The following is a 25,266-nucleotide window of genomic DNA, read 5'->3' on the forward strand; positions in this document are numbered from 1 at the left end:
TGGGCTTTTTTCATGCTTGAGATGGTTCATTAAGGCAGTACAGAGGGGAAATAAGTGATCATTCGAAATAAAAATAATAGCTTTAAACTTTTATTTGCATGGCATGGCACGATACTCCCAAAAGTCATGCCTGCGTTGGCTGTCGTCGTGAGTTTGTCTGCGATTTTGGTGTATCTAAGCGCTGCACACTACCTGAATACGCCTGAAGTTCCAGCCATCGGATTTACCATCTTTGGGGTGATTCTGTCGATTTTTTTGAGCTTTCGAAATACTGCCTGTTATGACCGTTGGTGGGAAGGGCGCAAGCTTTGGGGCTCATTGATTGCCAATACACGCCACATGATTCGTGATAGCCATGTCCTTGAAGATGAGCAAAGAACCGTGTTGATGTACCGCATCATGCTGTTTTGCAATTTGTTACGTGATCGCTTACGCCATGAATCACAAGATATTGCACATTTTAAAGACGGCGTAGCTTTGACGGATCAGCAATGGCAGCAATGCCGAGACAATATCAATGCACCACAGTATTTACTTGAAATTATTCAAAAAGATTTAGTCAAAACCTATAAACAAGGTCAGATTACAGACATTATTTACAGCACGCTTACACGTCATACTGTAGCGATGGGTGATATCCATGCAGGCTGTGACCGTATCATGACCACGCCATTACCATTTTCCTATTCGGTGCTTTTACATCGCGCAGTGTATTCATTTTGTCTGATTTTGCCATTTAGCCTAGAGGCCAGTTTAGGGATATGGACACCTGTCATTGTGGCTTTGATTGCATATTTATTTTTAGGTTTGGATGCGTTAAGTGCAGAACTGGAAGAGCCTTTTGGCTTGCAGGAAAATGATTTACCGCTGGACTCGATTGTACGAAACATCGAGCGTGAAATGTATAGCAGCTTAGAGGTTGAACTTCCGCCGCTGATTAAGACATTTAACAGTAACTTAAGATAAGTTCTTGGCCTAATTTTTAGATAAATTGGGCGATACGTACCAAGCATACTGATGCTGAAAAATAATCGTCCAAGTGTCGCATAAAAGCCTGTACTTTAGGCGGAACAAAATGTCGATGCGGAATTACCACATAGATTGCAGTACTTTGAACAGGGATCTTGGGTAGAACTTGGATGAGCTGGCCAGATTGTAAATCTTCCTCTGTTGGATAACCTTGCGGCGAAAGATTGGTCGTTAAGCGTAGAGCAGTTAGCCCGATTAGACGCAGTCAGTGCAGTGTATCCACCTTATCCATACTATCCCTATTGGAATGGGCAATTTACAGAGAAGAATCCCACGCTAGTGACATCAGCATTTATTACAGAACATACAGCATAATAGGGCAATAACAATTCAGTGGTAGGCAATAATCAGTTCTCTGTGCTATCACTGAATAAAATTAAAATACTGTAGGAATGCTGATGAGTGTCGTGATTGAAACCCAGATGTTAATTCGTAAGTCCATCAATATCGTATTTAATGCTTTTGTTGATCCTTTAATAACACAGCATTTTTGGTTTAGTGCATCGAGTGGCTATCTAGAAGAAGGTAAAACCGTGCAATGGACTTGGCAGAAATATAATGCAGTCGCCGATGTAGACGTGCTGAGTATTAAGGAAAACAAATTAATTCAAATACAGTGGGGAGAACCAAAAACTCAAGTCGATTTTATTTTTGAGCAGATTAGCCCGATGGAAACCTACGTTCGTATCAAAAATTCAAAGATTCCTCTGCAAGGTCAGGCATTAATTGATTTTATTATCGATAGTACAGGTGGTTTTACAACGGTTTTGGATGCAGCCAAAATTTATTTAGAACATGGCCTGCAAAGCAATTTGGTTGAAGATAAATTTCCACCTTTTAGCAATGCGAACTTTTAGCAATGTGAAGAGTGACCAAAATTAAGCATGACATCTGATACGCCGTAAGGAAAAGCTTGTGTATTAGCGCAGTATTTCTAAGCAATGTGCTGATGTATTGAAATTTGATAAAGCCACGGTTCAATGCTGCTGCAGTGAATTAACGATTTTTATGTTCTTCACGCTTTAAATAGGTATAAACCGGCATCTGCATTTTGGCTTTTTCGCGCAGTTTCTTTTTGATATAGAACACCAGTGCAAAGCAAGTAGTGGTCACGGTCAGCATCATACTGCTCATAAAACTCATCAGAGAACTGACATAGCCAATCGTGGTGAGTCGGTTCATCATACGGAACACTTGAGGACTACTTTCAACGCCGGTAATAGCCCATGTGCATAAGTGTTCACAGTTATTAATAATCAGATGATAGTTGTTTTCATGCATGCGAGAGCGCATACGACGCACCACTTTACGACCTTTAAATTTTGGATTGCTATATGACTGAACGATAATTTTTTTGCCGTGGCTGAATTTTTCGATCGAAGTCATTTCAATTGGATGTTTTTTGAAAAGGTGTGCAAAACCAGAGTAGTGAATGACTCTACCGCGGCCGGCATATATGCCATGATGGCTATAACCGAAGTGTTTAACAATAAGATGTGTTCCAAGAGGAAAACCATCTTTCTGCACGTGCATGAATTTACCAGTCCTACTTTAAATCCGAATTATTTTTAAAGATTAGTCTACTTTTAATCTGTGAATTAATCGACTATTTTAGCGATGATTTAGCTAAAATTTGTTCGATTTTTAACGCACGCTATGGATAGGGTCATGCTTGGTGTTCAATCAACCTCAATGTTTAAAAAAATGCGCTTTATGATGCTGCTCGGTCTGATTTTCTCACCGACTATTTCCTATGCCAATATTCAAGCGAAACGTGTCAGTCAGCCCATTGCCGTGGATGTGGTTGAAATTTCGGATCTGAGTCAACTGAAGCTCTATTTATATAATGCAGAGCAGCAGCCATATCGAGACTTACAGCGTTTAAAGCAGGCATTAGCGCGTAAATGTAATACGATGAACTTCGCAATGAATGCAGGGATGTATCATGCAGATTTAGCGCCTGTTGGTCTTTACGTTGAAAATGGGCTGCAGAAAAAAGCCTTGAATCGTGCAACACGAGGCTTTGGCAATTTCTTAATTCAGCCGAATGGTGTTCTAGCATGGAATGGCAAGCAAGCGGTGATATCAACCACACAAAAATATGCTTCCACAGATTTTAAGGCACGTTATGCAACGCAGTCAGGTCCAATGCTGGTGGTAGATGGAAAAATCAATCCAAACTTTATCCCACAGTCAGATTCATTGAAAATCCGCAATGGTGTGGGGATCAAAAACGGCAAGTTGTATTTTGTGATCAGTCGTGAAGGCGTGTCGTTTTATGCATTTGCACAATATTTTAAGCAGCAATTATCGATTAACAATGCCTTGTATTTAGATGGATCTGTGTCTAGTGCAGATATCCAAGCGTTGAATAGACATGATTCGAGTTTAAAACCTTTAGGGCCAATTGTAGCGTATACAACAGGATCTCAATGCAAACAATAAAAGCCCGAATAATCGGGCTTCATCTGTACAGTGTTTAGATTGATAGAAACAACTGTTTATTTGCCGACTAAACCTAAAAAGGTACTTTGGGTTTGGCACATTTGAATGGCTTGTTCTTTAGATTGTTTTTTAATACTTTCTTCAAACTGTTTTTTCTGTTCTTTGATTTGTTCTTCGTTTAAGCCCATTTGTTTCGACAAGGCTTCGAGTTTGTCCCAAGATTCTTCGCATTCTTTGGGGATTTGGCTACAAGCACTTAGACTAAGTATGCAGCAGGCAATAAGGCAACTTGTTAATTTATTCATGTTCATTCCTTTAATTTTTATATCAATGCTGTTTAGAGGTCATCTGCCTCTTATTTGATGCAATATTGGGTTTTATTGTCGTGTGTTTAAAATTAGATATTGCTGATTTGCCATGGAACATAGCATAAAAGTTGTAAATAGCGATGTGGCCGACTCACAAAACCTAATCTGTAAATAAGTGGCATCCTTTTGATTAGACTAAGAATGAAAAAGGCACACTGTAAAACAGAATGCCTTGTTTGAACATTGAATGTTCAGACTCTACTGTAGAGGTAGATGCTGGATTTCATTTAATTCCTTACGGCTATAACCGCGCGAAGCGAGTACTTTTTTAATACCGAGGATAACATCTTCATCCGTTGCCTTTGTAAGAGCAGCAATAAGCTGTTCATTGGTTTTACAAGAGCAATCATTTTCAACACAGGCAATTTGATTCTTATGCCCGTTTTGCTGTTCATTAGCGAACAACTTATGCCAAAAACTCATAGAGCCTTCATTTGCGACCTAACATAGGACGAAATATAACCAATCCAATAAATAAAGCAAGACTACTAAAGTGATATTTTAGCCACTTGAATCATCATTTTTTCGATTGGACTTTTAGAATCTTTGCTTAATTGATATAGAAAGGTATCCATTACACCGCATGTGGCGAGAATATAAAGCTTTTTTAGTATATAAAAAAGGAGCTTTTAGAAAGCTCCTTTTATGACAACAACATGACTTGAAATAATTTGTTTAAATCTTCTCAAGAAACACGCCAGACTCTACATGGTGTGTATAAGGGAACTGATCAAACAAGGCAAATTTGCTGATTTTATGCGTTTGTGAAAGCAGTTTGAGATTGTCATGCAAAGTATCTGGGTTGCAAGAAATATAGATAATACGTTCAAAACGTTGTAACAGTTTTAGTGTTTCATCATCGATACCTGCACGCGGTGGATCGACAAATACCGTATCGAAATTATAGCTTGAAATTTCAATTTCAGCTTCCTCAAGGCGGCGGAATGTACGTTCAGCATTGTAGGCTTGCGTGAACTCTTCAGCAGATAGACGAGCCACTTGGATATTATCAATGCCATTTTGCTCAATATTCCACTGTGCAGCATAGACTGAAGACTTGGCTAATTCAGTTGCCAAAACGCGATTAAAGCGTGTTGAAAGAGGCAGCGTGAAATTACCATTACCACAGTAAAGCTCAAGTAAGTCTTGGTCTGAGTGATCGGCAGCCTGACACGCCCATTCCAGCATTTTTTGACACACGCCAGCATTGGGCTGAGTGAAACTACTTTCAATTTGTTTGTACTGATATTTACGGTCAAACACTTGGAGTTCTTCAACCACATAGTCATCAGTTAAAATCACGCGCTGACCACGGCTACGACCATAAATCTTGATATTGAGTTTTTCAGATAGGGCTTTGGCAGCAACTTCCCATTCAGCATTGAGTGGGCAACGGTAAACCAATGAAACCAGCATTTCACCTTTCAGCGTTGCTAAGAAATGAACCTCAAATAAACGGCTAGATAAGATCTCTTGCGCCTTGAGTTCATTTAATAATACGGGCATTAAATCATTAATGCTTTTATCTGCAATCGGGAAATCTTTAATTTCGACAACTTGTTTTTCATTGTCTGCATTGCGTTCAAACATTGCATAGAACATATCATTTTCAGTATGCCAAATTCGGAATTCCGCTCGCATACGAAAGTTTTGTTCAGCAGAAGGAAAAACTTCTAAAGAGGGAGGGTTGTATTCTGAAAATTGAGCCGTAATGCGGGCAACTTTGGCATCAAGTTGTTGCTGATAAGTTGAAGTCATATGCAGTAAAAAATCGCAAACATATTAAAAAAAGTCATGTTAGCAAAATTCACCTTATAAGACTAAATTAATTCCACTTTTGGCTGTATTTATCTGTCGAGAGGATGAGTCTGAATGCGCTAAACAGAATATTTATCTAGGGGTAGTTAAAAAAACGCTCAATCTTTATGGAACATTCATAAAGATTGAGCTAAGTGAGGAACTGATTAGTTGGTGTTCAATTCAGTGTTTAATTCATCGTCATTAAGCTGGCATTACCACCGGCTGCCGCAGTATTGACACTGATTGCACGCTCAATCACGAAACGTTCTACAGGGATGTCATATTGGCCTGAAGCTAAATGCGTAATGCCAATAATTGCACCTTCACGAGACGCGATGACTTGTTGAATTTTTAATAACTCAGCTTTTTCACCATGATGTAAAACCGCATCAAAATTGCCATGATAAATATCAGTGATCACTTTAAATTGGTCTACGAGGACTTTTGGCATGCTATTTAAGTGTTTCAACACAAAAGCATTGTCTGCAAGTACAACAGGCTGACTACCCACCGATAAAATCGCAGCAATTTGATGCAGTTGATCTGCATCATTATTAGCCAATGAAAGCACACCCTTGCGTGCCAAAATGGCATATTGGTTGTTTTCACCAGTTGGGCCTTGTAGCTCAAAACTTTGTCCAGCGGCTATGGTCTGCGGTGCTTGAATCGCAATGCCTGAAAAATGCTGCTTCGCCCAAGTGTTAAAAGCCTCATATGCAGGGAAGTGTGCAGCTTGCGTTTCTGCCTGAGCTGCATACGGTGAAGCTAATTTTTTCTCAGAAACTTGATGCATTAAACGGTAAAGATATAAAGGACCGCCAGCTTTTGGACCAGTACCTGATAAGCCTTCGCCGCCAAAAGGTTGTACACCGACCACTGCACCTACAATATTACGGTTAATGTACAAGTTGCCGACTTCTGCATGACCGATGACTTTTTGAATCGTGTCATCAATACGTGTATGCAAGCCCATGGTTAAACCATAACCTTTGGCATTAATTTGTGTTAATAGGTTTTCAATCTCACCATATTTGTAGGTGATTAAATGCAATACTGGCCCAAAAACTTCGCGTTCTAAATCATTTAAATTTGGCAGTTCAATCAAAGTTGGTGCAACGAAAGTTCCCGTACTTAAGGCATTGTCATCAGCATTAAACATGATTTGATGTACTGGATAGCCTTTGCTACGCATCTTCTCAATATGTTTTTCAATATTTTGCTGTGCTTCAAGGTCGATCACTGGGCCAATGTCAGTTGCTAAAAGTGCAGGATTTCCGACACGAAGTTGCTTCATCGCACCTTGTAACATGGTACGGACAACGTCCACATTATCTTCTTGTACACAGAGAATACGTAGGGCAGAACAGCGTTGACCTGCACTGTCATAGGCAGAGTTAACGACATCCAATACCACTTGTTCTGTCAATGCTGATGAGTCAACAATCATGGCATTTTGACCACCAGTTTCAGCAATCAATACCACGCTCTCGCCAAATTGGTTTAAGCGCTGTGCCACGGTTTTTTGCAAGATACGTGCGACTTCCGTTGAACCTGTAAACATGATGCCTTGGACACGTGAGTCCGCGCTGAGTTTGGCACCAATGGTTTCGCCACGGCCAGGAAGGAGTTGCAATACATCAAACGGAACACCTGCTTCCCATAAAATATGTACAGCTTGAGCAGCAATTAGCGGTGTTTGTTCAGCAGGCTTGGCAATCACGGTATTACCTGCAACCAAGGCCGCAGCAATTTGACCTGTGAAAATAGCCAACGGGAAGTTCCACGGGCTAATGCACAGCACAGTACCAAGGGGTTCAATTTGCGTATTTTCAGCTAGATCAATCATTTGAGCCGCATAATAACGTAGAAAATCTACAGCTTCACGGACTTCAGCAATAGCATTGGCGTAGGTTTTACCGCTTTCACGTGACAATAACACCATCAGAGATTGCAATTGTGCTTCCATCAAAGCCGCCGCACGGTTTAAGCATGCTGCACGCTGGTCTTTGGCTAAAGTTTTCCATGAAGCTTGGGCATTGACCGCATTATTGAGAGCGATTTCCGCTTGTTCTAAACTGGCTTCGCTGACAGTGCCGACTACATCACTACGGTTTGCAGGGTTCGTAATGTTGATACTTGCAGTATGAATTTCTTCTAAATTAGCACCCATTGCACTAGCATGCCACTGGGTATGTGCATGCTGTACTGCCGTGGTATTGAGCTGAGATAAGTCGCGATCATTGGCTAAATCGAGTCCTTTTGAGTTGCGACGTTCTGTGCCATACAAATCTTGCGGAAATGGGATAGAAGGATGCTTAGCGCCAGTGATACCTTCTTTTTCAGCCGTCGCTAATATCGTCTGTCTTGGATTTTCAATTAAATCTTCAATTTTTAAATTTTTATCTGCAATACGGTTGACGAAAGAGGTATTCGCACCATTTTCCAGTAAACGTCGAACCAAATAGGCCAATAAGGTTTCATGGTTACCCACTGGTGCATAAATACGACAAGGCACACCCAGTTTGTTATCAGACTTCGAACCCACCACTTGTTCATAGAGGGGTTCACCCATACCGTGAAGGCACTGAAATTCATACTGGCCTGGATAGTAAAGCTCTGGCTGTGCTAATTGGTAGATCGTAGCAACGGTTTGCGCATTGTGTGTTGCAAACTGAGGATAAATTTGCTCAGGCGCTGCTAAAAGTTTTTTAGCACATGCAATATAAGACAGGTCGGTATGAACTTTGCGCGTAAATACAGGATAGTCACTCATACCTTCAATTTGCGCTTTCTTAATTTCGCTGTCCCAGTATGCACCTTTCACTAAGCGGATCATTAAACGTTTTTGGCTACGCTTAGCGAGGTCAATAATATGGTCGACCACATAGAAACAGCGTTTTTGGTAGGCTTGAATCACAAATCCAATACCTTTCCAGTCTGCTAATTTAGGCTCAAAACACAGGCGCTCAAGTAGTTCCAAAGAAATTTCTAGGCGGTCAGTTTCTTCAGCATCAATGTTTAGACCAATATTGTAATGCTTTGCTAATACTGCAAGTTCAAGCACTTTGCCATAAAGTTCGTTATGCACACGGTCGATCTGTGAGCGTTGGTAGCGTGGGTGTAGGGCAGATAATTTGATTGAAATACCTGCACCGTTATAAACATCCTTACCTTCAGAAGCTTGTCCAATCGCGTGGATCGCATCGGTATAGTCTTGATAATAACGTTCTGCATCAGGTTCAGTTAATGCTGCTTCACCCAACATGTCATATGAATAGCGGAAGCCTTTGTCTTCTAAAATTTCTGCATGTTTAATCGCTTCATTGATGGTTTCACCTGTAACAAACTGTTCGCCCATCATACGCATAGCCACGTCGACAGCTTTACGGATAATGCCACGTCCACTGCGGGCTAAAATACTGGTGAGTAGGCTAGACAGACTTTTTTGTTGAGGGGTTTCCATCAGTTTGCCCGTCAGCATTAAGCCCCAAGCAGCAGCATTTACGAACATGAGGCTACTTTGGCCAACATGATCTTTCCAGTTACCTTGGTTGATTTTATCTTTGATCAGTAAATCACGTGTTGCTTTGTCTGGAATACGAAGTAGCGCTTCGGCTAAACACATGAGCGCGATGCCTTCCTGAGAAGACAATGAAAACTCTTGTAGCAAGCCTTGCACAATGCCTGCTTTACCTGTACCGCTTTTACGTTCACGTAATGAATGGGCTAAGTCAAAAGCCAATTGTTGAATTTGATCGCTGATCGGGGAAGGGATTTCACTGTGTGCTAATAAGTTTTCAATGCACTCAGTTTCAGCACGACGCCATGCTGTATTAATCGATTGTTCAAAGCTATTCTTGTCTTTAAATTCAGTGATGTAGTCATCGTTTCCCGTGACTTCAAATACTTTTCCATTCATGTTTCAATTTTCCGTGTCAAAGTTCTATGACGAGCAAATAAATCTTGAGCTTGATCCTTTATTTAATTTATCATCACAGAATATTTAGCGAATAACTCACTATAGTTTTAATAATATTTAGAGAAAAATTCAGATGAGTAGCCCATATTTGAGCTTAGACCGTATAGATATTCGAATTTTAGAGCTGTTGCAAGAAGACGGAAAATTGTCCAATATTAAGCTTGCGGAAATGGTGAATTTATCACCCACTGCGGCGTTGGCACGTGTGCAAAAATTATCGAAAGAGGGCTTTATTTTAGGCTATGAAGCACGTTTAAATCCGGTCTTACTCAACAATGGATTTGTGGTTTTTGTGGAGATTTTACTAGATAAAACTACGCCCAATGTATTGGAAGATTTTTCGGATGCAGTGCGTCAAATTCCAGAAATCGTAGAATGTCACATGATCAGTGGTGGTTTTGATTTTGTAGTGAAAATACGCTGTGCAAACATGGAAGAATTTAGAAAAATTTCAGGGCAGGTGCTTTGGCAATTACCTGGTATCAAGGAAACGCGTAGTTATCCTGTAATGGAAGTAATTAAAGAAAGTATGCAAATTAAACTGAAACCTGCGGCTCGGCCGAAGTAGCTAATCATCAATAATTGAGTACTAAAAAGGGGCATTTAGCCCCTTTTTTAGTGTCAAAAATTTTAGATTTCAGACATTTCTTTTTGATATTGCGCTTCGGCTTTTTCAAAGCGTTCAACCACATCCGTCTCTGGTGCTTTGCCCAATAAGCTCACCACAACGATACTGATCGCAGAGAAAATAAAGCCTGGAATGATTTCGTATAAACCAAGGTGGCCTAAGTAGTTTTTCCATACGATGACAGTCACTGCACCCACGATCATGCCAATGATTGCTCCGTTAAGCGTCATACGTTTCCAAAGCAATGAAAGAATAATCAGTGGGCCAAATGCAGCACCGAAACCTGCCCATGCATAAGCCACTAAGCCTAAAACTTTACTTGCAGGGTTCATTGCAAAGGTGATTGCAAATACGGCAATTGCTAAGACCATCGCACGTCCAATCCAAACCAATTCTTTTTGCGATGCGTTTTTACGAATAAATCCTTTGTACAAATCTTCCGTCAAGGTTGTTGAACACACCAATAACTGACAGCTAAGTGTGCTCATCACCGCAGCTAAAATTGCGGCTAAAATAATCCCTGCAATCCACGGATTGAATAGAATTTTAGTCAATTCCATAAATACCGTTTCAGGGTTAGCATTAACGACGCTTGCTAGTTCTGGGTGGACTTGGAAGTAAGCAATACCGATATAACCCACTGCTACAGCACCGCCTAGACACAGGATCATCCATGTCATACCAATGCGTCGTGCATTCGGAATGGATTTAACAGAATCGGCTGCCATAAAGCGAACCAAAATATGCGGCTGACCAAAATAGCCTAAGCCCCATGCCATGCTGGATAAAATCGCAACTGTACTTAAACCTTCAAATAAATTAGAAGCTTGCGGGCGAGCTGTTTCCAAAATAGCAGCAAGATTTTGACTGTTATCACCTAAAGCAAGGTAGGCGATGATCGGTGTGATCAGCAGTGCAAAGATCATCAGACCCGCTTGGAAAGTATCGGTCCAACTGATCGCTAAGAATCCACCAATACAGACATAGCTGATGGTTGCAATTGCACCAATCCACAGTGCTGTTGTGTAGTTCCAACCGAATAAACTTTCGAAAAGTCGTGCGCCAGCCACCATGCCAGAAGCACAGTAAATCGCAAAGAACACTAAAATCACTACAGCTGAAATGATACGTAAAATCTTTTTACGGTCTGCAAAACGGCTCGTGAAATAATCGGGCAGGGTCAGGGCATTATTTTGATATTCGGTATGAACACGCAAGCGACCAGCAACGATCAACCAGTTCAACCAAGCACCGATAATTAAGCCGATTGCAATCCAAGCTTCGGAAAGACCAGATAGATAAATTGCACCAGGGAGACCCATGAGTAGCCAACCACTCATGTCGGATGCACCTGCTGAAAGTGCAGTCACAACACTTCCTAAACTTCGTCCACCTAAAATGTATTCGTCAAAGTTATGCGTAGCTTTGTAGGCATACAAACCAATGGCAAGCATTGCAAGAATATAAAAAATAAAGGTGACTAATGTCGGGTTTAAATGGCTCATAGGCGGTTCGTCCTTAATGAAAGCAAATCATCTCTGTCCTAGATGAAAATTTGTACTTCTGTCGTAAGTCGCAGATTCAAGCACGATTTAAAAATTACACTCTGTAACCTTTAAGCATATTTTATGTATATTTTGTGTAAATACTATTTTTTCTTATTACAAATCGAATTTTTTATTGTACTGCTGAAATGTTGTCCAGACGGGAATTTAAATTTTGGTAAGCAACTCTACCTAAGACTTCTCATCACAAAAAGAGAACTAATGAAAATAGGTAAAAATTACACAATGTTACATATTGAACAAGAAATGTGCATTTGAAATATTTGGTTGCAAATGTGCATCACATCATCTGTAGTGAGATGATTTGAACAGGTCGAATATGAGGTATGCACAGTCTTGGTGCGTAATTAGAGGGAATGCGCAGTGACAACGGTTCAAATGGAAAAAACGAGAATAGAGCATGATTTACTGGGGGATAAAGCAGTCCCGCAGTCATGTTATTACGGCATACACACATTGCGTGCCATCGAAAACTTTCAAATATCAAAGCAGCATGTCGGACAAAATTTAAACTTTGTACGCGCTATTGCTCAGGTAAAAAAAGCGTCAGCAGAAACCAATTATCAATTTAACTTAATACAAGATGATATTCGCCAAGCGATTCAGCAGGCGTGTGATGCATTGATTGATCATCCAGAACAATGGTCGGATTCATTTCCAATTGATATTTATCAAGGTGGAGCAGGCACTTCTATTAACATGAATGCCAATGAAGTCATTGCCAATATTGCCCTTGAGTCGCTCGGAGATGCTAAAGGCAGTTATCAACGGATTCATCCAAACGATCATGTTAATAAGTCACAATCCACCAATGATGTCTATCCAACAGCGCTGCGTCTAGCAACATTTAGCGCTTTTGATGCTTTATTTGTGGTTTTAAATCAGCTAATTGGAAGCTTACATATTAAAGCCGATGAGTTTAAACATGTCATCAAAATGGGGCGTACACAGTTACAAGATGCTGTTCCGATGACTTTGGGGCAAGAATTCCGTGCATTTGCAACATTATTAAAAGAAGATTTGAAGTTGATTGAGCAAAATCGACAGCTTCTATTGGAAATTAATTTAGGTGCGACGGCAATTGGTACTGGCGTGAATTCTCCTGCGGGTTATGCAGCGAAGGCCGTTGAAAATTTAGCTCATTTGACCGGTCTAAAATTGCAAGGTGCAGAAGACTATGTCGAAGCAACCAGCGATTGTGGCGTATTTATTTTATTATCAAGTTGCTTAAAACGTTTAGCTGTCAAACTTTCTAAAATCTGTAATGACTTACGTCTTTTAAGTTCGGGGCCACGAACAGGTTTAGCGGAAATTCGTTTACCTGAGTTACAAGCAGGTTCGTCGATCATGCCTGCAAAGGTCAATCCTGTGATCCCTGAAGTGGTCAATCAAATTGCTTTTCGAGTAATGGGTAATGATTTAACCATTACTTTGGCTGCGGAAGCAGGGCAATTACAATTAAATGTCATGGAGCCGGTGATTGCATTGTCCATGAACGAATCGATTGAGCTTTTGGTGAATGCCGTAAAAACATTAGACAGCAAATGTATTCAAGGCATTCAGGCAAATGAGCAAGCATGTTTTGATGCTGTGATGCGTAGTGTAGGAATCGTGACCTTACTCGATCCATATTTAGGTCATGCAAAATGTGATGAAATCGGCAAGCAATGTATTGCCGAAAATAAAACCATTCGCCAAGTGGTTTTAGAGCAAGAGCTGTTAACTGCAAGTCAATTGGATGAAATTTTCTCGATTGAAAATTTAGTTTCTGAAGTGACACCCTTTAGTATGCCACTCGCTCAAGTGAGTTAAATGCATATTTAAGAATTCTAAATAGTAAATGAAGAGTAAATGACGAAGGTTAATCCTTCGTTTTTTATTTGAAAATGATCAGTAGTAAATCTTGAAAACTAATCTGATGGCAGTGATGTATTAAGTCTCTAATAGGAACTTAATTTCTAAAAGAAAGTATTGTGTTGAAAATAAAACGCTATATTTGCTTAAGATCGTAATTATAGTTCTATATATAGTCATGAAGGTTTGGATGAAAAAATTAGCGCATAGATAAAGTCAGAAATACTTTAACTTGCCCAAAAAAGGATGTAATCGAAGTACAATAGGTTTTTTATCATGTTGTAGATAGTCAGATGTTTAATAAGTTAGTCGATTTATTCAAAGGCGCTAAAGAGTCGCCTGAGCAACTTTACTTAGAACAACACCACATTCAATATGATGAAACACAGGGCTATATCATTGAAGGCGTAGTTTTAAATACATTGTCTGAACGTATGGAATATCTGTCGAATAGAAAAATGACAAATTTCGATGATTTAAAACAGCTCTATGCAACTGCAATGATTATCAATGAAAAAATAGACTTGGAAATTGCAAGTCAACGCTTTGTTGCACGATTAGGCAATACTGAAGAAAATCTGTTGCAGTTTAAACTCTATGTCAAACTATTGAATGATTATTATCGTCAATTCATCCGTGATCGTAAGTAAGTGAATGGACTGCAGTGTTTGAGTTTGATGGGTGCGTTAATGGTACTCTTCAATAGAAAATAAAATCGCAAATCCATATTGGTTAAAACACTGTATATAGTTGCTTAAATCTCGGAATGTAAAAAGCATCGTGTTAATATGATCACCAAGTGATTAAAACATTAAAAGCTATTTACATCATGTTCCAGCAAGAAATTTCACAACTCAATCTTAAACAGCTTAAAGCTGGCGAAAAGCGGTGGGTCGGAAACTTACAAGGCTCATCTGCTGCATTATTATTTAAAGAAATTAGCAAACAATCGAAACAATTGTTTGTGATTGTTGCTCGTAATAATCAGCATCTGGGGCAGTTAGAAAGTGAGCTGGAATTTTACGGAATCAAGCCAACAATTTTCCCTGATTGGGAAATTTTACCTTATGACCGACTGTCGCCACATCAAGACATCGTTTCTGAACGCTTGGCGATTTTGTCTAATATGCCACAGCAAGGCGTGTTGTTGGTTTCGGCAACAACCTTAGCGCAGCGAGTTGCACCGGCATCTTGGGTATTAGGTGAACACTTTGATATTAAAGTAGGTCAAAAATTTGATATAGAACAACAAAAATTAAGATTAGTACAAGCGGGCTATCACTTGGTGGATACCGTTTATGATCATGGTGAATTTGCAGTACGCGGCAGCATCATGGATATTTACGCTTCGGGGCAAAGTTCACCGATTCGTATTGACTTATTTGATGATGAAATCGATACCCTCAAATTCTTTGATCCTGAAACTCAGCGAACCACCCAAAACTTAGATCATTTTACGGTTTTACCTGCAAAAGAATTTCCATTAAAAGAAGCGCGCTCACTGTTTCGTGATCGATATGCGGAAAATTTTCCGACGGCAAATCCAAAGAAAAATCCAATTTATCAGGATGTACAAGATGGCATAGCTTCACCGGGTATTGAGTTTTATTTTCCGTTGTTCTTCTCTGAACAAGCCATGAAAGAGCAAAGTACGCTATTTTCGTACTTACCAGAGAATGGCATTGTCATTACAGATAAAGCTATTGATGACACATTGATTCAGTTTTGGTCGGATATTGTGCGTCGTTATGAAGACCGCCGTCATAATGTCGACCAACCGATTTTGCCGCCAGAGCAGATTTTCCTACAACCAAATCAAGTGTTAGAACAATTAAATCTTTGCCGTCGTATCGTAGCTTCGCCTGAGGCTTTTGATGAACGCACTGGCGTGATCAATCTTGCAGCTGAGATTCCACCCCGTTTACCTGTCGATCCAAAACGTGAAAAGCCATTTTCTGCGGTTAAGCAATATATAGATGCGGCAAATTATCCAGTGCTATTGGTGGCTGAAAGCGCAGGTCGACGTGAAACCTTAAAAGATGCATTGCGTCCAAGTTTGGGTGATATCCCGACGGTCGAAAGTTTTGATGATTTTATGCATTCTATGCATGCGATTGCGATCACCAATGCGCCCTTAGATCGTGGTTTATTGCTAACTGACAAACTCAGTGTAATTTCTGAAAATCAGCTTTATGAACACCGTGTGGTTCAACGTCGTCGTAAACGCCAACAGGAAGTATCAGAAGAGTTTCTTGTTCGTAGTTTAACCGAGCTCAGTATTGGCGCACCTGTGGTTCATATTGATTATGGTGTGGGGCGATATGCAGGTTTAATTACCTTGAGTATCGATGACCAAGACCATGAGTTTTTGCAGTTAGACTATGCCGATGCAGCTAAGGTGTATGTCCCTGTAACAAACCTGCATTTAATTAGCCGATATAGCGGTGGTGACCCTGATCTAGCACCATTACATAAATTAGGCACAGATGCATGGTCTAAAGCCAAACGCAAGGCTTTAGAGCAGATCCATGATGTGGCGGCAGAACTTTTGCATATTCAAGCACGTCGTCATTCGAAACCGGGTTATGGTTTTGAACTGGATCAGAGCCTCTATATGCAGTTTGCAAGTGGCTTCGCCTATGAAGAAACTTTAGACCAAGCCAATGCTATTGAAGCGACACTGTATGACATGCAACAAGCGAAGCCGATGGATCGCTTGGTTTGTGGTGATGTCGGTTTTGGTAAAACAGAAGTGGCCATGCGTGCTGCATTTGTGGCAGTACAAAATAACAAACAAGTGGCTGTACTTGTTCCAACGACGCTGTTGGCACAGCAGCACTACGAGTCTTTCAAAGACCGTTTTGCGGACTGGCCTGTACGTATTGAAGTCCTATCACGCTTTGGTTCATCAAAATCACATACCAAAACCATTGAAGACCTCGCAGAAGGCAAAGTGGATATTGTGATTGGCACACATAAAATCTTGCAGGAAAGTGTGCAATTTAAAAATCTCGGCCTCATGATCGTGGATGAAGAGCACCGTTTTGGTGTACGTGATAAAGAGCGAATTAAAGCTTTACGTGCCGATGTTGATATGCTAACGCTAACTGCAACGCCTATTCCACGTACGCTGAATATGGCTTTTAGTGGCATGCGTGATCTATCTATTATTGCAACGCCGCCTGCACGTCGACTTGCTGTGAAAACCTTTGTACAAGAGCATACTGGAGATTCGATCAAAGAAGCGATCTTGCGTGAATTACTACGTGGTGGACAAGTGTATTTCTTACACAACGAAGTCGAGACCATTGAACGTACGGCAGAGACTTTACGTGAATTGGTCCCTGAAGCACGTGTTGCGGTTGCTCATGGTCAAATGCGTGAGCGTGAACTAGAGCAAATCATGCAACAGTTCTATCACAAAGAATATAACGTACTGGTGTGTTCAACCATTATTGAAACTGGGATTGACGTGCCAAACGCCAATACCATTTTGATTGAGCGTGCAGATAAACTTGGACTAGCGCAGTTGCACCAACTACGTGGTCGTGTTGGTCGATCGCACCATCAAGCCTATGCTTATTTACTAGTGCCTTCGCTCAAAGGTCTAAAAGGTGATGCTGAAAAACGCCTAGATGCCATTTCTCGTGCATCGACTTTGGGTGCGGGTTTCATGTTGGCTACAGAAGACTTAGAAATTCGTGGTGCAGGTGAGTTGCTGGGTGAACAGCAAAGTGGCTCAATGCAAACCATCGGTTATAGTCTATATATGGAAATGCTTGAAAAGGCCACCAAAGCCATTCAAAAAGGCAAAACACCTAACTTTGACTCTCCATTATCATTAACGGCTGAAATTAGCATGCATATGCCAGCCTTAATTCCAGATGATTATTTAGGTGATGTACATCAACGGTTATTGTTCTACAAACGCATTAGTAATACGGATACTCAAGAGAAACTCGATAACATTCGTATGGAGTTGATCGATCGTTTTGGCTTACCACCACAAGCAGTTAAGCAGTTATTCTCTGTCCATCAGTTGCGTTTAAAAGCGGAACAATTGGGTATTACAAAAATTGATATCAGCTCACATGGCGGCAGTATTGAGTTCTCGCCAGATACACCAGTTCAAGCCATATCCATCATCCAAATGATGCAAAAGCATCCGACTTTCTTCCGAATGGAAGGTGGACAGCGTCTAAAAGTGATGGTCATGCTCGAAGAATATGACAAACGCATTCAATTTATAAATGACTTATTAGACAGTTTACTGAAGGAATTAACGCCAAATCACTAGATTTGGCGTATAAATTGCTTGTTTAGAATGAGTAAATTTTTATGCGTGTTTTTTCTATAGAAGAAACGCTTGATTTTTTTGAAAAATTTATTAGAGTCATAAGCAAGCAACGTTTTATTCAAATGCGGTTTATTTGTAATGAAACGTTCTGTACTGAATATTCACACCCATAAGGATGTGATAGTATTAGCCATCATTCTAATTTTGCATCATTTATAAAGATATGTTTAGTTTACATCCACAACTTGCTCAAGATACGTTTTATGTAGGCGACTTTCCTCTGTCAACATGTCGTTTGATGAATGATATGCAATTCCCGTGGCTTATTTTGATTCCACGTGTTCCGGGAATTACAGAGCTTTATGAATTAAGTCAGGCAGACCAAGAGCAGTTTTTACGTGAGTCAAGCTGGTTATCAAGCCAATTGTCACGTGTATTCCGTGCAGACAAAATGAATGTAGCTGCATTGGGTAATATGGTTCCACAATTACATTTTCATCATGTTGTTCGTTATCAAAATGATGTGGCTTGGCCGAAACCAGTTTGGGGTACGCCAGCAGTTCCTTATAACAATGATGTCTTGGCACACATGCGCCAAACACTGATGCTTGCACTACGTGGTCAAGGTGATATGCCTTTTGATTGGCGTATGGACTAATCCCGATTTACGGACAATATCAGGATAGTAGAAGAATGAGTGTCCGTATGGGGGCGATCGAGTGCCGTTAGACAATTTAATCAGCAAAGAGCCTAAACAGTTTGAATATTTTCATCGTTTGATGGGATATATCATGCTGTCTTTGGTGATTGTTGTCTATCATTACACTCAGCCAGATACGCAATATCAAATCTATATTCCTGTATTTTTATTTTTTCTGATTTTAGTCGTTCCTAAGTTTTCTCATTGGTTAATTTATCGATATAGCAATCAAGTTAAGCGCAATGTGCTTTTTCTGATCGATATCATAGTAATTGCTGTACTAATGTCTGCAGTACATTTAAGCCTCGTTTTAACCTTTCTTGCGGTCTTTGCGCTGCTATATACAACCATTTATAACAAAATTAATTTCTTAATGATGTCCTTAGCTGGGATTGTTGGTGTCACTGTATTTTATTTATGTAATATTTATATCTTTGGTTTTCAAGAATATTTTGAGTCAACCAGCAGTGAGTTAACCGTTCTAGGTTTTTTGTGTCTTATTACATATTTCAGTGTAGGGACATTTTATCAACACACCCAAGTTCAGTCTTTGAGCAATAAAAAGAACCACTATTATGATCAGATGAATCGTTATATGGAATTCGCTAATCAATTGAGTCGTTATGCGCCAATGCAGCTTTGGCAATCGATTATGAAAGGTGAGTCTGAAGCTAAAATCGAATATAAACGTAAAAAACTCACGATTTTCTTTTCAGATATCCAAGGGTTCACAGAACTTTCTGAAACATTAATCCCAGACGATTTAGCATTTCTACTCAATGACTATTTGAGTCATATGACTGAGATTGCCAAACAGTATGAAGCGACTGTCGATAAATTTATGGGTGATGCAATTCTAATCTTCTTTGGTGATCCACATAGCCAAGGTGTAGAGCAAGATGCAAAAACCTGTTTAGAGATGGCAATGGTTATGCGTCAGCAAATGAAGTTACTGCGTGAACGCTGGATTAAAATGGGTTATCCGCCGCTACACATTCGTATGGGTATTTCTACAGGGTATTGTCACGTTGGGAACTATGGTGCAGCTCACCGTATGGCATATACCATCGTGGGTCGTGATGCGAATTTGGCTGCACGATTGCAAAGTGCTGCTGAAGTCGACGAAATTTTGATTTCAGACGATACGCATCATTTAGTGAAAAATGACTATTTATGTGCACCTAAAGCACCGATCTTCTTAAAAGGCATCAAAGGCCCAGTACGTACTTGGCAAGTGATGGAAAAATACACCTCACAGAAAACAGATTATCAACGTTGGTTCGACTATGAATATAAAGGCTTTAATCTATTGTTGAACTTAGATGAAGTACAAAACTTTGAATATCCTGAACTAATACATGTTTTAGAACGTATGATTAAACGCTTACAAACTCAGCAAAAAATGACCAACTCTGCTGGTATTGTTAAACTGAATTTAGAAGACGAAGTGATCGAAGAAGTCAAAAAAACTGAATCTCACTCTTAATTTCACATATACATTATAAAAATTTGATCTAATCGTATTGCCTTAAATTGTAAAAATAACTCAATTCATTCTTTTATCAAAACGTCTTCTTTTTTTGAATTGTTGAATAGATTTATGCATAAAAAAGCCAGTTACGATGAACTGGCTTTTTGATTATAGAAAATTATCTATAAATTAATGATTTTCTGAAGCATGGTTGATGGTGTATTTAGGAATTTCGATTTCCAAATCTTCATCTTCAATTTTTACTTGGCATGACAGGCGAGAGTCTGGTTCTAATCCCCAAGCACGATCGAGAAGATCTGCTTCGACATCATCCATTTCATCTAGACCATCAAAACCTTTACGTACGACCACATGGCAAGTGGTGCACGCTTTAGACATATCACATGCATGCTCAATTTTGATGCCGTTTTTTAACATGCTTTCGCAAAGGTTAGCATTTGCTTCGACTTCAAACTCAGCGCCGTTTGGGCAGATTGTTGCGTGAGGCAGTACTTTAATACGTGGCATAATCTTGACCTATAAATTAATTTGAGTTTGACCAGTCATCGAGTTTTGTGCCTTTCAGTGCGGCATCAATGTGCTGATTCATACGAGCTGCAGCAAATGCATCGCTATGTATTTTAAGCTGTTCTACAGCATGTTCAATAGCTTTGATATCTGTCGTTTCCAGTGCAGCATCTAAAACAGTGCGTGCAGCAGTGAGGGAACTATGTTGCTCTTGGCTGAGGAGTTGAGCATCTACTTTAAGTGCTTGATCAAGTGCTTCAAGTTCACGTTTTGCTTCAACTTTGGTTTCTTGAAGATGACGTAAGTTTTTGTCTTCTTCAGCAAACTTATAACCATCAATTAGTAAGCGTTCGGTGTCGGCATCAGATAAACCATAAGATGGTTTGATGTCAATTTGAGCATGTACTCCAGAAGTGGTTTCTTTGGCTGACACCGTGAGTAAACCATCAGCATCGACCTGAAAAGTCACTTCAATGCGTGCTTGACCCGCAGTCATCGGTGGAATTCCACGAAGAACGAAACGACCTAGACTACGGCAATGTTCAACCAGATCACGTTCACCTTGTACAACATGAATCAACATCGCTGTTTGACCATCTTGATAGGTTGTGAATTCTTGGCGACGCGCCACTGGAATGGCTGTATTACGCGAAATAAGGCGCTCAACCAAACCGCCCATGGTTTCTAAACCTAAAGAAAGCGGCGTGACGTCTAAAAGTAGTGAACCATCTTTAGAGTTACCAATAAGCTGGTTCGCTGTAATCGACGCGCCAATGGCCACAACTTCATCAGGGTTAATAGTGCAGAGCGGTTCTTGATTGAAGACATCTTGAACAGCTTTTTGTACAGCATACGAGCGAGTAGAACCACCGACCAATACCACATTTTGAATATCGCTAAGCTCAAGCTTGGCATCACGCATGACACGTTTACAAACGCTGATGGTTTTATCCAAAGCAACTTTAATGATTGATTCAAAAGTAGGGCGGTCTAAAGTCAATGATTGATCAAGAACTTTAAGCTCTACAGATTCAGCCTCGGTTAAAGCTTCTTTTGCTTTACGAGCAGAAACGATGAAATGTGCATATTCCGCATCATCTAAAGTTTCAATATTTAGTTGTTTTTTTGCCCATTTTACAATCAGGCGGTCTAAGTCATCACCACCAAGCGCCGTATGGCCACCCGTTGCTAGAACTTCAAAAACACCTTGAGAGAAACGTAAAATTGAAACGTCAAAAGTACCGCCACCTAAATCATAGATCACATAGTTCTGATCGTGTGCCAGATCGGTGTCTTGGTCTAAGCCATAAGCCACTGCAGCAGCAGTCGGTTCATTTAAAAGACGCAGTACATTTAAGCCTGCAAGCTGTGCTGCATCACGCGTTGCTTGACGCTGTGCTTCATCAAAATAGGCAGGCACAGTAATGACAGCACCATTTACTGGATTATTTAAGCTGCTTTCTGCACGGTCTTTGAGTTGTTTTAAAATTTCAGCAGAAATTTCAACGGGTGTTTTACGACCTTGTGCAGTTTCAAAAGCAGGCATTTCATTCGCTTCACCGACTAAGTTGTACGGGTGTTGGAATTTGATATCTGCTTTAGAGCGACCCATAAAGCGTTTTACAGAAACGATGGTGTTTTTAGGATCAGTCGTTAAGAATGCCTTTGCATCGTCACCATATTGCGTAGTGGATTCGCCATAGTGTGCAATAGAAGGGAGTAACACACGACCATGTTCATCGTTAAGCACTTTCGCTTTACCAGAAAGTACCGTGGCTACTAAAGAGTGTGTAGTCCCAAGATCGATACCAATTGCGATGCGGTGTTCATGCGGCGCACTTGATTGACCAGGTTCTGCAATTTGCAAGAGAGCCATGTGTGTTACATCCTTTGAACGTCAAATATAAAAAATAAATTAAAAATCATCGTCTAAATCAAAGCTATCGTCGTCTAAGAAGCGATCTTCAGCTTTATCGATGTCAGCCATTACTTTTTGGAAGAAGCGTAATTTACGTACGGTATCACGTGCTTCAGCCCAGTCTTCGTCGTCATAATCAATTTTGAATTCACGAACCAAACCGTCTATCCATTGCTGAACTTCAGTTTTAAGTGAAGTGAGGTCATCAGCAGAGCCTGCCTCATCTAACTGTTCACGAATTTCTAAGGCATCTTGTAGGAACTCAAAATCACTAATTGATTGATCAAGGTGATAATCTTGTTTTTTGAGACTTAAAAGATATGCAGCGCGGCTATCAACATTGGATAAAGCTTTAAATGCTTGATTAATCTCACTAGATTTAATCAGGGCTAGATCTTTGTCTTCGGCTTTATCTGGATGATATTGTTGCTGCAACTTTAAAAATTCAGATTTTAAAACTGCTAAATCAATATCGAGTGCTACAGGTAAGTTAAACAACTCAAAATGATTCATGGGAGATGGTGTCCGCAATAGAGGTGCAAAAAGTGTTGCTTTAAATGCAATTAAAACAGTGAATTTTACACTGTTTTAATGCGAAAAAGGAGCGTGGAAATGGCTTAAACCGTAAACGATTCGCCGCAGCCACATTCGCCTTTTTTATTTGGGTTATTAAATTCAAAGCCTTCGTTTAAACCATTTTTCACATAGTCCATCTCCATACCTTCAAGATAAACTAAGCTTTTGGGGTCAACGAATACTTTTACGCCAAACTGATCGAATACTTGGTCATGCGTGTCAATTTCATCGACAAACTCAAGTACATAAGCTAAACCAGAACAGCCAGAAGTTTTCACGCCAACGCGAATGCCTTCACCCTTACCGCGATTCTTGATGTAATTGCTGATATGAGTTGCAGCATTTTCAGTTAAATGAATCATGAAAACTCCGTTAATCTTTTTTAAAACACGTAAACAATTAAGCTTTTACTTTCTTGCTACGGTAGTCTTCTACAGCAGCTTTAATTGCATCTTCAGCAAGTACAGAGCAGTGTACTTTTACTGGTGGAAGTGCAAGTTCAGTTGCAATATCAATGTTCTTAATTGCTTGAGCTTCATCAAGAGTTTTGCCTTTTAGCCACTCTGTTACTAATGAGCTAGATGCAATTGCTGAACCACAACCGTAAGTTTTGAAGCGAGCTTCTTCAATTACGCCGTTGTCATCAACTTGGATCTGTAGACGCATAACATCGCCACAAGCTGGTGCACCGACCATACCTGTACCAACGTTTTCTGCATTTTTGTCTAAAACACCAACATTACGAGGGTTTTCGTAATGATCAATTACTTTTTCGCTATAAGCCATGATGCTTCTCCAAACCTCGGGGTCAGCCTTAAGATTAATATGGGGGTGAAATTACGTTAATCAATGAGATAGCCTTAAAATAAAAGCTATCTCACCGGGATGAATTAGTGTTCAGCCCATTCTACAGAATTAAGGTCGATACCTTCTTTGTACATGTCCCAAAGCGGTGAAAGATCACGTAGTTTTTCAACTGCTGCTTTGGTAATTTCAAGTACGTGGTCAATATCGGCTTCAGTGGTGTATTTACCAAAGCTGAAACGAATCGAGCTGTGAGCCAATTCGTCTGAAAGACCCAATGCACGAAGTACATAAGATGGTTCTAAAGTTGCTGATGTACATGCAGAACCAGAAGATACTGCGCAATCTTTAAGTGCCATCATTAACGATTCACCTTCAACAAAGTTAAAGCTGACGTTTAGATAGTTTGCAACGTTGTATTCTGGGTGACCGTTGAGGAAGACTTGTTCAAGATCTTGCAAGCCATTCCAAAGTTTGTCACGAAGTACACGAATACGAGTTTGTTCAGCATGCAGGTTTTTGCCAGCAAGTTCGAACGCTTCGCCCATACCCACGATTTGGTGAGTCGCTAGCGTACCTGAACGCATACCACGTTCATGACCGCCACCGTGCATTTGCGCTTTAATACGTACACGTGGTTGACGACGTACATAAAGAGCACCAATACCTTTAGGACCATAGATTTTGTGGCCAGAGAAACTCATCAAATCAACTTTCATTGTTGAAAGATCAATTTCTACTTTACCTGCAGCTTGCGCAGCATCTACATGGAAATAAGTTTTGTTTGCACGAGTCAATTCACCGATTGCAGCTACATCTGTAGTTGTACCGATTTCATTGTTCACCATCATCAAAGATACAAGAATTGTATCTGGACGAAGGGCTGCTTGAACCATTTCAGGTGTGATTAAACCTGTTTTTGCTTCTGGCTCAAGATAAGTAATTTCGAAACCTTCTTCTTCAAGCTCGCGGCAAGTATCAAGAATTGCTTTATGTTCAATTTTACTTGTAATAATGTGCTTGCCTTTAGATGCATAGAACTGAGCAATACCTTTAAGCGCAAGGTTGTCAGATTCAGTTGCACCAGAAGTCCAAACGATTTCGCGTGGATCAGCTTTTACTAGATTAGCAACTTGTTCACGTGCATATTCTACTTTTTCTTCTGCCTGCCAGCCGTAAGCATGAGAACGAGAAGCTGCATTACCAAAAGTACCGTCAAACGTTAGACATTCCATCATACGTTCTGCGACTTGAGGGTCTACAGGTGTAGTTGCTGCATAGTCAAGATAAATAGGACGCTTCAT

Annotated in this window: 21 protein-coding genes and 1 pseudogene; 10 read left to right on the top strand and 12 right to left on the bottom strand. The window is 40.2% G+C overall.

The genetic code is table 11. The annotated features are described in order from the left end of the window. The first annotated feature begins 54 nt into the window (after nucleotides 1-54). The 3 genes and pseudogenes from FTU22_RS11400 to FTU22_RS11405 all read left to right on the top strand — a co-directional run bounded on the left by FTU22_RS11400 (nucleotide 55) and on the right by FTU22_RS11405 (nucleotide 1,886). Nucleotides 55-966, top strand: coding sequence for a bestrophin family protein (locus tag FTU22_RS11400; RefSeq protein WP_180094525.1), 912 nt, complete (start codon nucleotides 55-57; stop codon nucleotides 964-966). Between the two features lie 201 nt (nucleotides 967-1,167). Beyond that, nucleotides 1,168-1,344: pseudogene (locus FTU22_RS16350) on the top strand (aldo/keto reductase); the annotation flags it as partial. Nucleotides 1,345-1,427: 83 nt separating this feature from the next. Next, nucleotides 1,428-1,886 carry an SRPBCC domain-containing protein gene (locus FTU22_RS11405; protein ID WP_372491103.1) on the top strand — a complete coding sequence of 153 codons (459 nt, stop codon included), beginning with the start codon at nucleotides 1,428-1,430 and terminating at the stop codon, nucleotides 1,884-1,886. 139 nt (nucleotides 1,887-2,025) lie between these two features. Here the strand turns inward: FTU22_RS11405 and FTU22_RS11410 are convergent, their stop codons facing one another. Then, on the bottom strand, nucleotides 2,026-2,562 hold the full coding sequence (locus FTU22_RS11410) for a lecithin retinol acyltransferase family protein (protein WP_078193494.1): 537 nt from the start codon (nucleotides 2,560-2,562) through the stop codon (nucleotides 2,026-2,028). Between the two features lie 135 nt (nucleotides 2,563-2,697). On the opposite strand from FTU22_RS11410, the gene FTU22_RS11415 reads away from it, so the two are divergent. Continuing rightward, nucleotides 2,698-3,474, top strand: a complete 777-nt coding sequence (locus FTU22_RS11415; protein ID WP_257225290.1) for a phosphodiester glycosidase family protein — start codon at nucleotides 2,698-2,700, stop codon at nucleotides 3,472-3,474. Nucleotides 3,475-3,530: 56 nt separating this feature from the next. Here the strand turns inward: FTU22_RS11415 and FTU22_RS11420 are convergent, their stop codons facing one another. The 4 genes from FTU22_RS11420 to putA form a co-directional block, all read right to left on the bottom strand. Beyond that, nucleotides 3,531-3,779 carry a hypothetical protein gene (locus FTU22_RS11420; protein WP_078188680.1) on the bottom strand — a complete coding sequence of 83 codons (249 nt, stop codon included), beginning with the start codon at nucleotides 3,777-3,779 and terminating at the stop codon, nucleotides 3,531-3,533. Nucleotides 3,780-4,040: 261 nt separating this feature from the next. After that, nucleotides 4,041-4,265 carry a hypothetical protein gene (locus tag FTU22_RS11425; protein ID WP_168378613.1) on the bottom strand — a complete coding sequence of 75 codons (225 nt, stop codon included), beginning with the start codon at nucleotides 4,263-4,265 and terminating at the stop codon, nucleotides 4,041-4,043. A 252-nt stretch (nucleotides 4,266-4,517) separates the two neighbouring features. After that, on the bottom strand, nucleotides 4,518-5,600 hold the full coding sequence (trmA, locus tag FTU22_RS11430) for a tRNA (uridine(54)-C5)-methyltransferase TrmA (protein WP_078188678.1): 1,083 nt from the start codon (nucleotides 5,598-5,600) through the stop codon (nucleotides 4,518-4,520). A gap of 229 nt (nucleotides 5,601-5,829) precedes the next feature. Next, the gene (gene putA / locus FTU22_RS11435; protein WP_180094527.1) at nucleotides 5,830-9,561 is read right to left on the bottom strand and encodes a trifunctional transcriptional regulator/proline dehydrogenase/L-glutamate gamma-semialdehyde dehydrogenase; all 3,732 of its coding nucleotides are present in this window, start codon (nucleotides 9,559-9,561) and stop codon (nucleotides 5,830-5,832) included. Nucleotides 9,562-9,694: 133 nt separating this feature from the next. Here putA and FTU22_RS11440 point away from each other — a divergent pair, with 133 nt between their 5' ends. Then, nucleotides 9,695-10,189, top strand: a complete 495-nt coding sequence (locus FTU22_RS11440) for an Lrp/AsnC ligand binding domain-containing protein (protein ID WP_180007830.1) — start codon at nucleotides 9,695-9,697, stop codon at nucleotides 10,187-10,189. A gap of 62 nt (nucleotides 10,190-10,251) precedes the next feature. Here FTU22_RS11440 and putP read toward each other — a convergent pair whose 3' ends face one another. Then, nucleotides 10,252-11,754: a sodium/proline symporter PutP gene (putP, locus tag FTU22_RS11445; protein ID WP_180094528.1), complete on the bottom strand. Its 1,503-nt coding sequence runs from the start codon at nucleotides 11,752-11,754 to the stop codon at nucleotides 10,252-10,254. Nucleotides 11,755-12,177: 423 nt separating this feature from the next. Between putP and aspA the strand changes: the two genes are divergently transcribed. The 5 genes from aspA (at nucleotide 12,178) to FTU22_RS11470 (ending at nucleotide 20,151) form a co-directional block, all read left to right on the top strand. Continuing rightward, nucleotides 12,178-13,626: an aspartate ammonia-lyase gene (aspA, locus tag FTU22_RS11450; protein ID WP_180094529.1), complete on the top strand. Its 1,449-nt coding sequence runs from the start codon at nucleotides 12,178-12,180 to the stop codon at nucleotides 13,624-13,626. Nucleotides 13,627-13,961: 335 nt separating this feature from the next. After that, nucleotides 13,962-14,318 (top strand): hypothetical protein, encoded by a 357-nt coding sequence (locus FTU22_RS11455; RefSeq protein WP_078193486.1) that lies wholly within the window; start codon nucleotides 13,962-13,964, stop codon nucleotides 14,316-14,318. Nucleotides 14,319-14,497: 179 nt separating this feature from the next. Next, nucleotides 14,498-17,965 (top strand): transcription-repair coupling factor, encoded by a 3,468-nt coding sequence (mfd, locus tag FTU22_RS11460; protein WP_180094565.1) that lies wholly within the window; start codon nucleotides 14,498-14,500, stop codon nucleotides 17,963-17,965. A gap of 223 nt (nucleotides 17,966-18,188) precedes the next feature. Then, nucleotides 18,189-18,623: an HIT domain-containing protein gene (locus FTU22_RS11465; protein WP_067762788.1), complete on the top strand. Its 435-nt coding sequence runs from the start codon at nucleotides 18,189-18,191 to the stop codon at nucleotides 18,621-18,623. A 61-nt stretch (nucleotides 18,624-18,684) separates the two neighbouring features. Beyond that, nucleotides 18,685-20,151, top strand: a complete 1,467-nt coding sequence (locus FTU22_RS11470) for an adenylate/guanylate cyclase domain-containing protein (protein ID WP_180042105.1) — start codon at nucleotides 18,685-18,687, stop codon at nucleotides 20,149-20,151. Nucleotides 20,152-20,325: 174 nt separating this feature from the next. Here the strand turns inward: FTU22_RS11470 and fdx are convergent, their stop codons facing one another. The 6 genes from fdx to FTU22_RS11500 all read right to left on the bottom strand — a co-directional run bounded on the left by fdx (nucleotide 20,326) and on the right by FTU22_RS11500 (nucleotide 25,266). Further along, nucleotides 20,326-20,664 carry an ISC system 2Fe-2S type ferredoxin gene (fdx, locus tag FTU22_RS11475; RefSeq protein ID WP_078188671.1) on the bottom strand — a complete coding sequence of 113 codons (339 nt, stop codon included), beginning with the start codon at nucleotides 20,662-20,664 and terminating at the stop codon, nucleotides 20,326-20,328. Nucleotides 20,665-20,680: 16 nt separating this feature from the next. Beyond that, nucleotides 20,681-22,540, bottom strand: coding sequence for a Fe-S protein assembly chaperone HscA (hscA, locus tag FTU22_RS11480; protein ID WP_180094530.1), 1,860 nt, complete (start codon nucleotides 22,538-22,540; stop codon nucleotides 20,681-20,683). 39 nt (nucleotides 22,541-22,579) lie between these two features. After that, nucleotides 22,580-23,095, bottom strand: coding sequence for a Fe-S protein assembly co-chaperone HscB (hscB, locus tag FTU22_RS11485; RefSeq protein WP_078188669.1), 516 nt, complete (start codon nucleotides 23,093-23,095; stop codon nucleotides 22,580-22,582). A 104-nt stretch (nucleotides 23,096-23,199) separates the two neighbouring features. Then, nucleotides 23,200-23,520, bottom strand: coding sequence for an iron-sulfur cluster assembly protein IscA (gene iscA / locus FTU22_RS11490; RefSeq protein WP_180023773.1), 321 nt, complete (start codon nucleotides 23,518-23,520; stop codon nucleotides 23,200-23,202). 37 nt (nucleotides 23,521-23,557) lie between these two features. Further along, nucleotides 23,558-23,944: a Fe-S cluster assembly scaffold IscU gene (gene iscU / locus FTU22_RS11495; protein WP_078188667.1), complete on the bottom strand. Its 387-nt coding sequence runs from the start codon at nucleotides 23,942-23,944 to the stop codon at nucleotides 23,558-23,560. A 104-nt stretch (nucleotides 23,945-24,048) separates the two neighbouring features. Further along, nucleotides 24,049-25,266 carry an IscS subfamily cysteine desulfurase gene (locus tag FTU22_RS11500; RefSeq protein WP_078193480.1) on the bottom strand — a complete coding sequence of 406 codons (1,218 nt, stop codon included), beginning with the start codon at nucleotides 25,264-25,266 and terminating at the stop codon, nucleotides 24,049-24,051.

The organism is Acinetobacter sp. YH12076, from assembly GCF_013419525.1.
Taxonomy (GTDB): Bacteria; Pseudomonadota; Gammaproteobacteria; order Pseudomonadales; family Moraxellaceae; genus Acinetobacter; species Acinetobacter amyesii.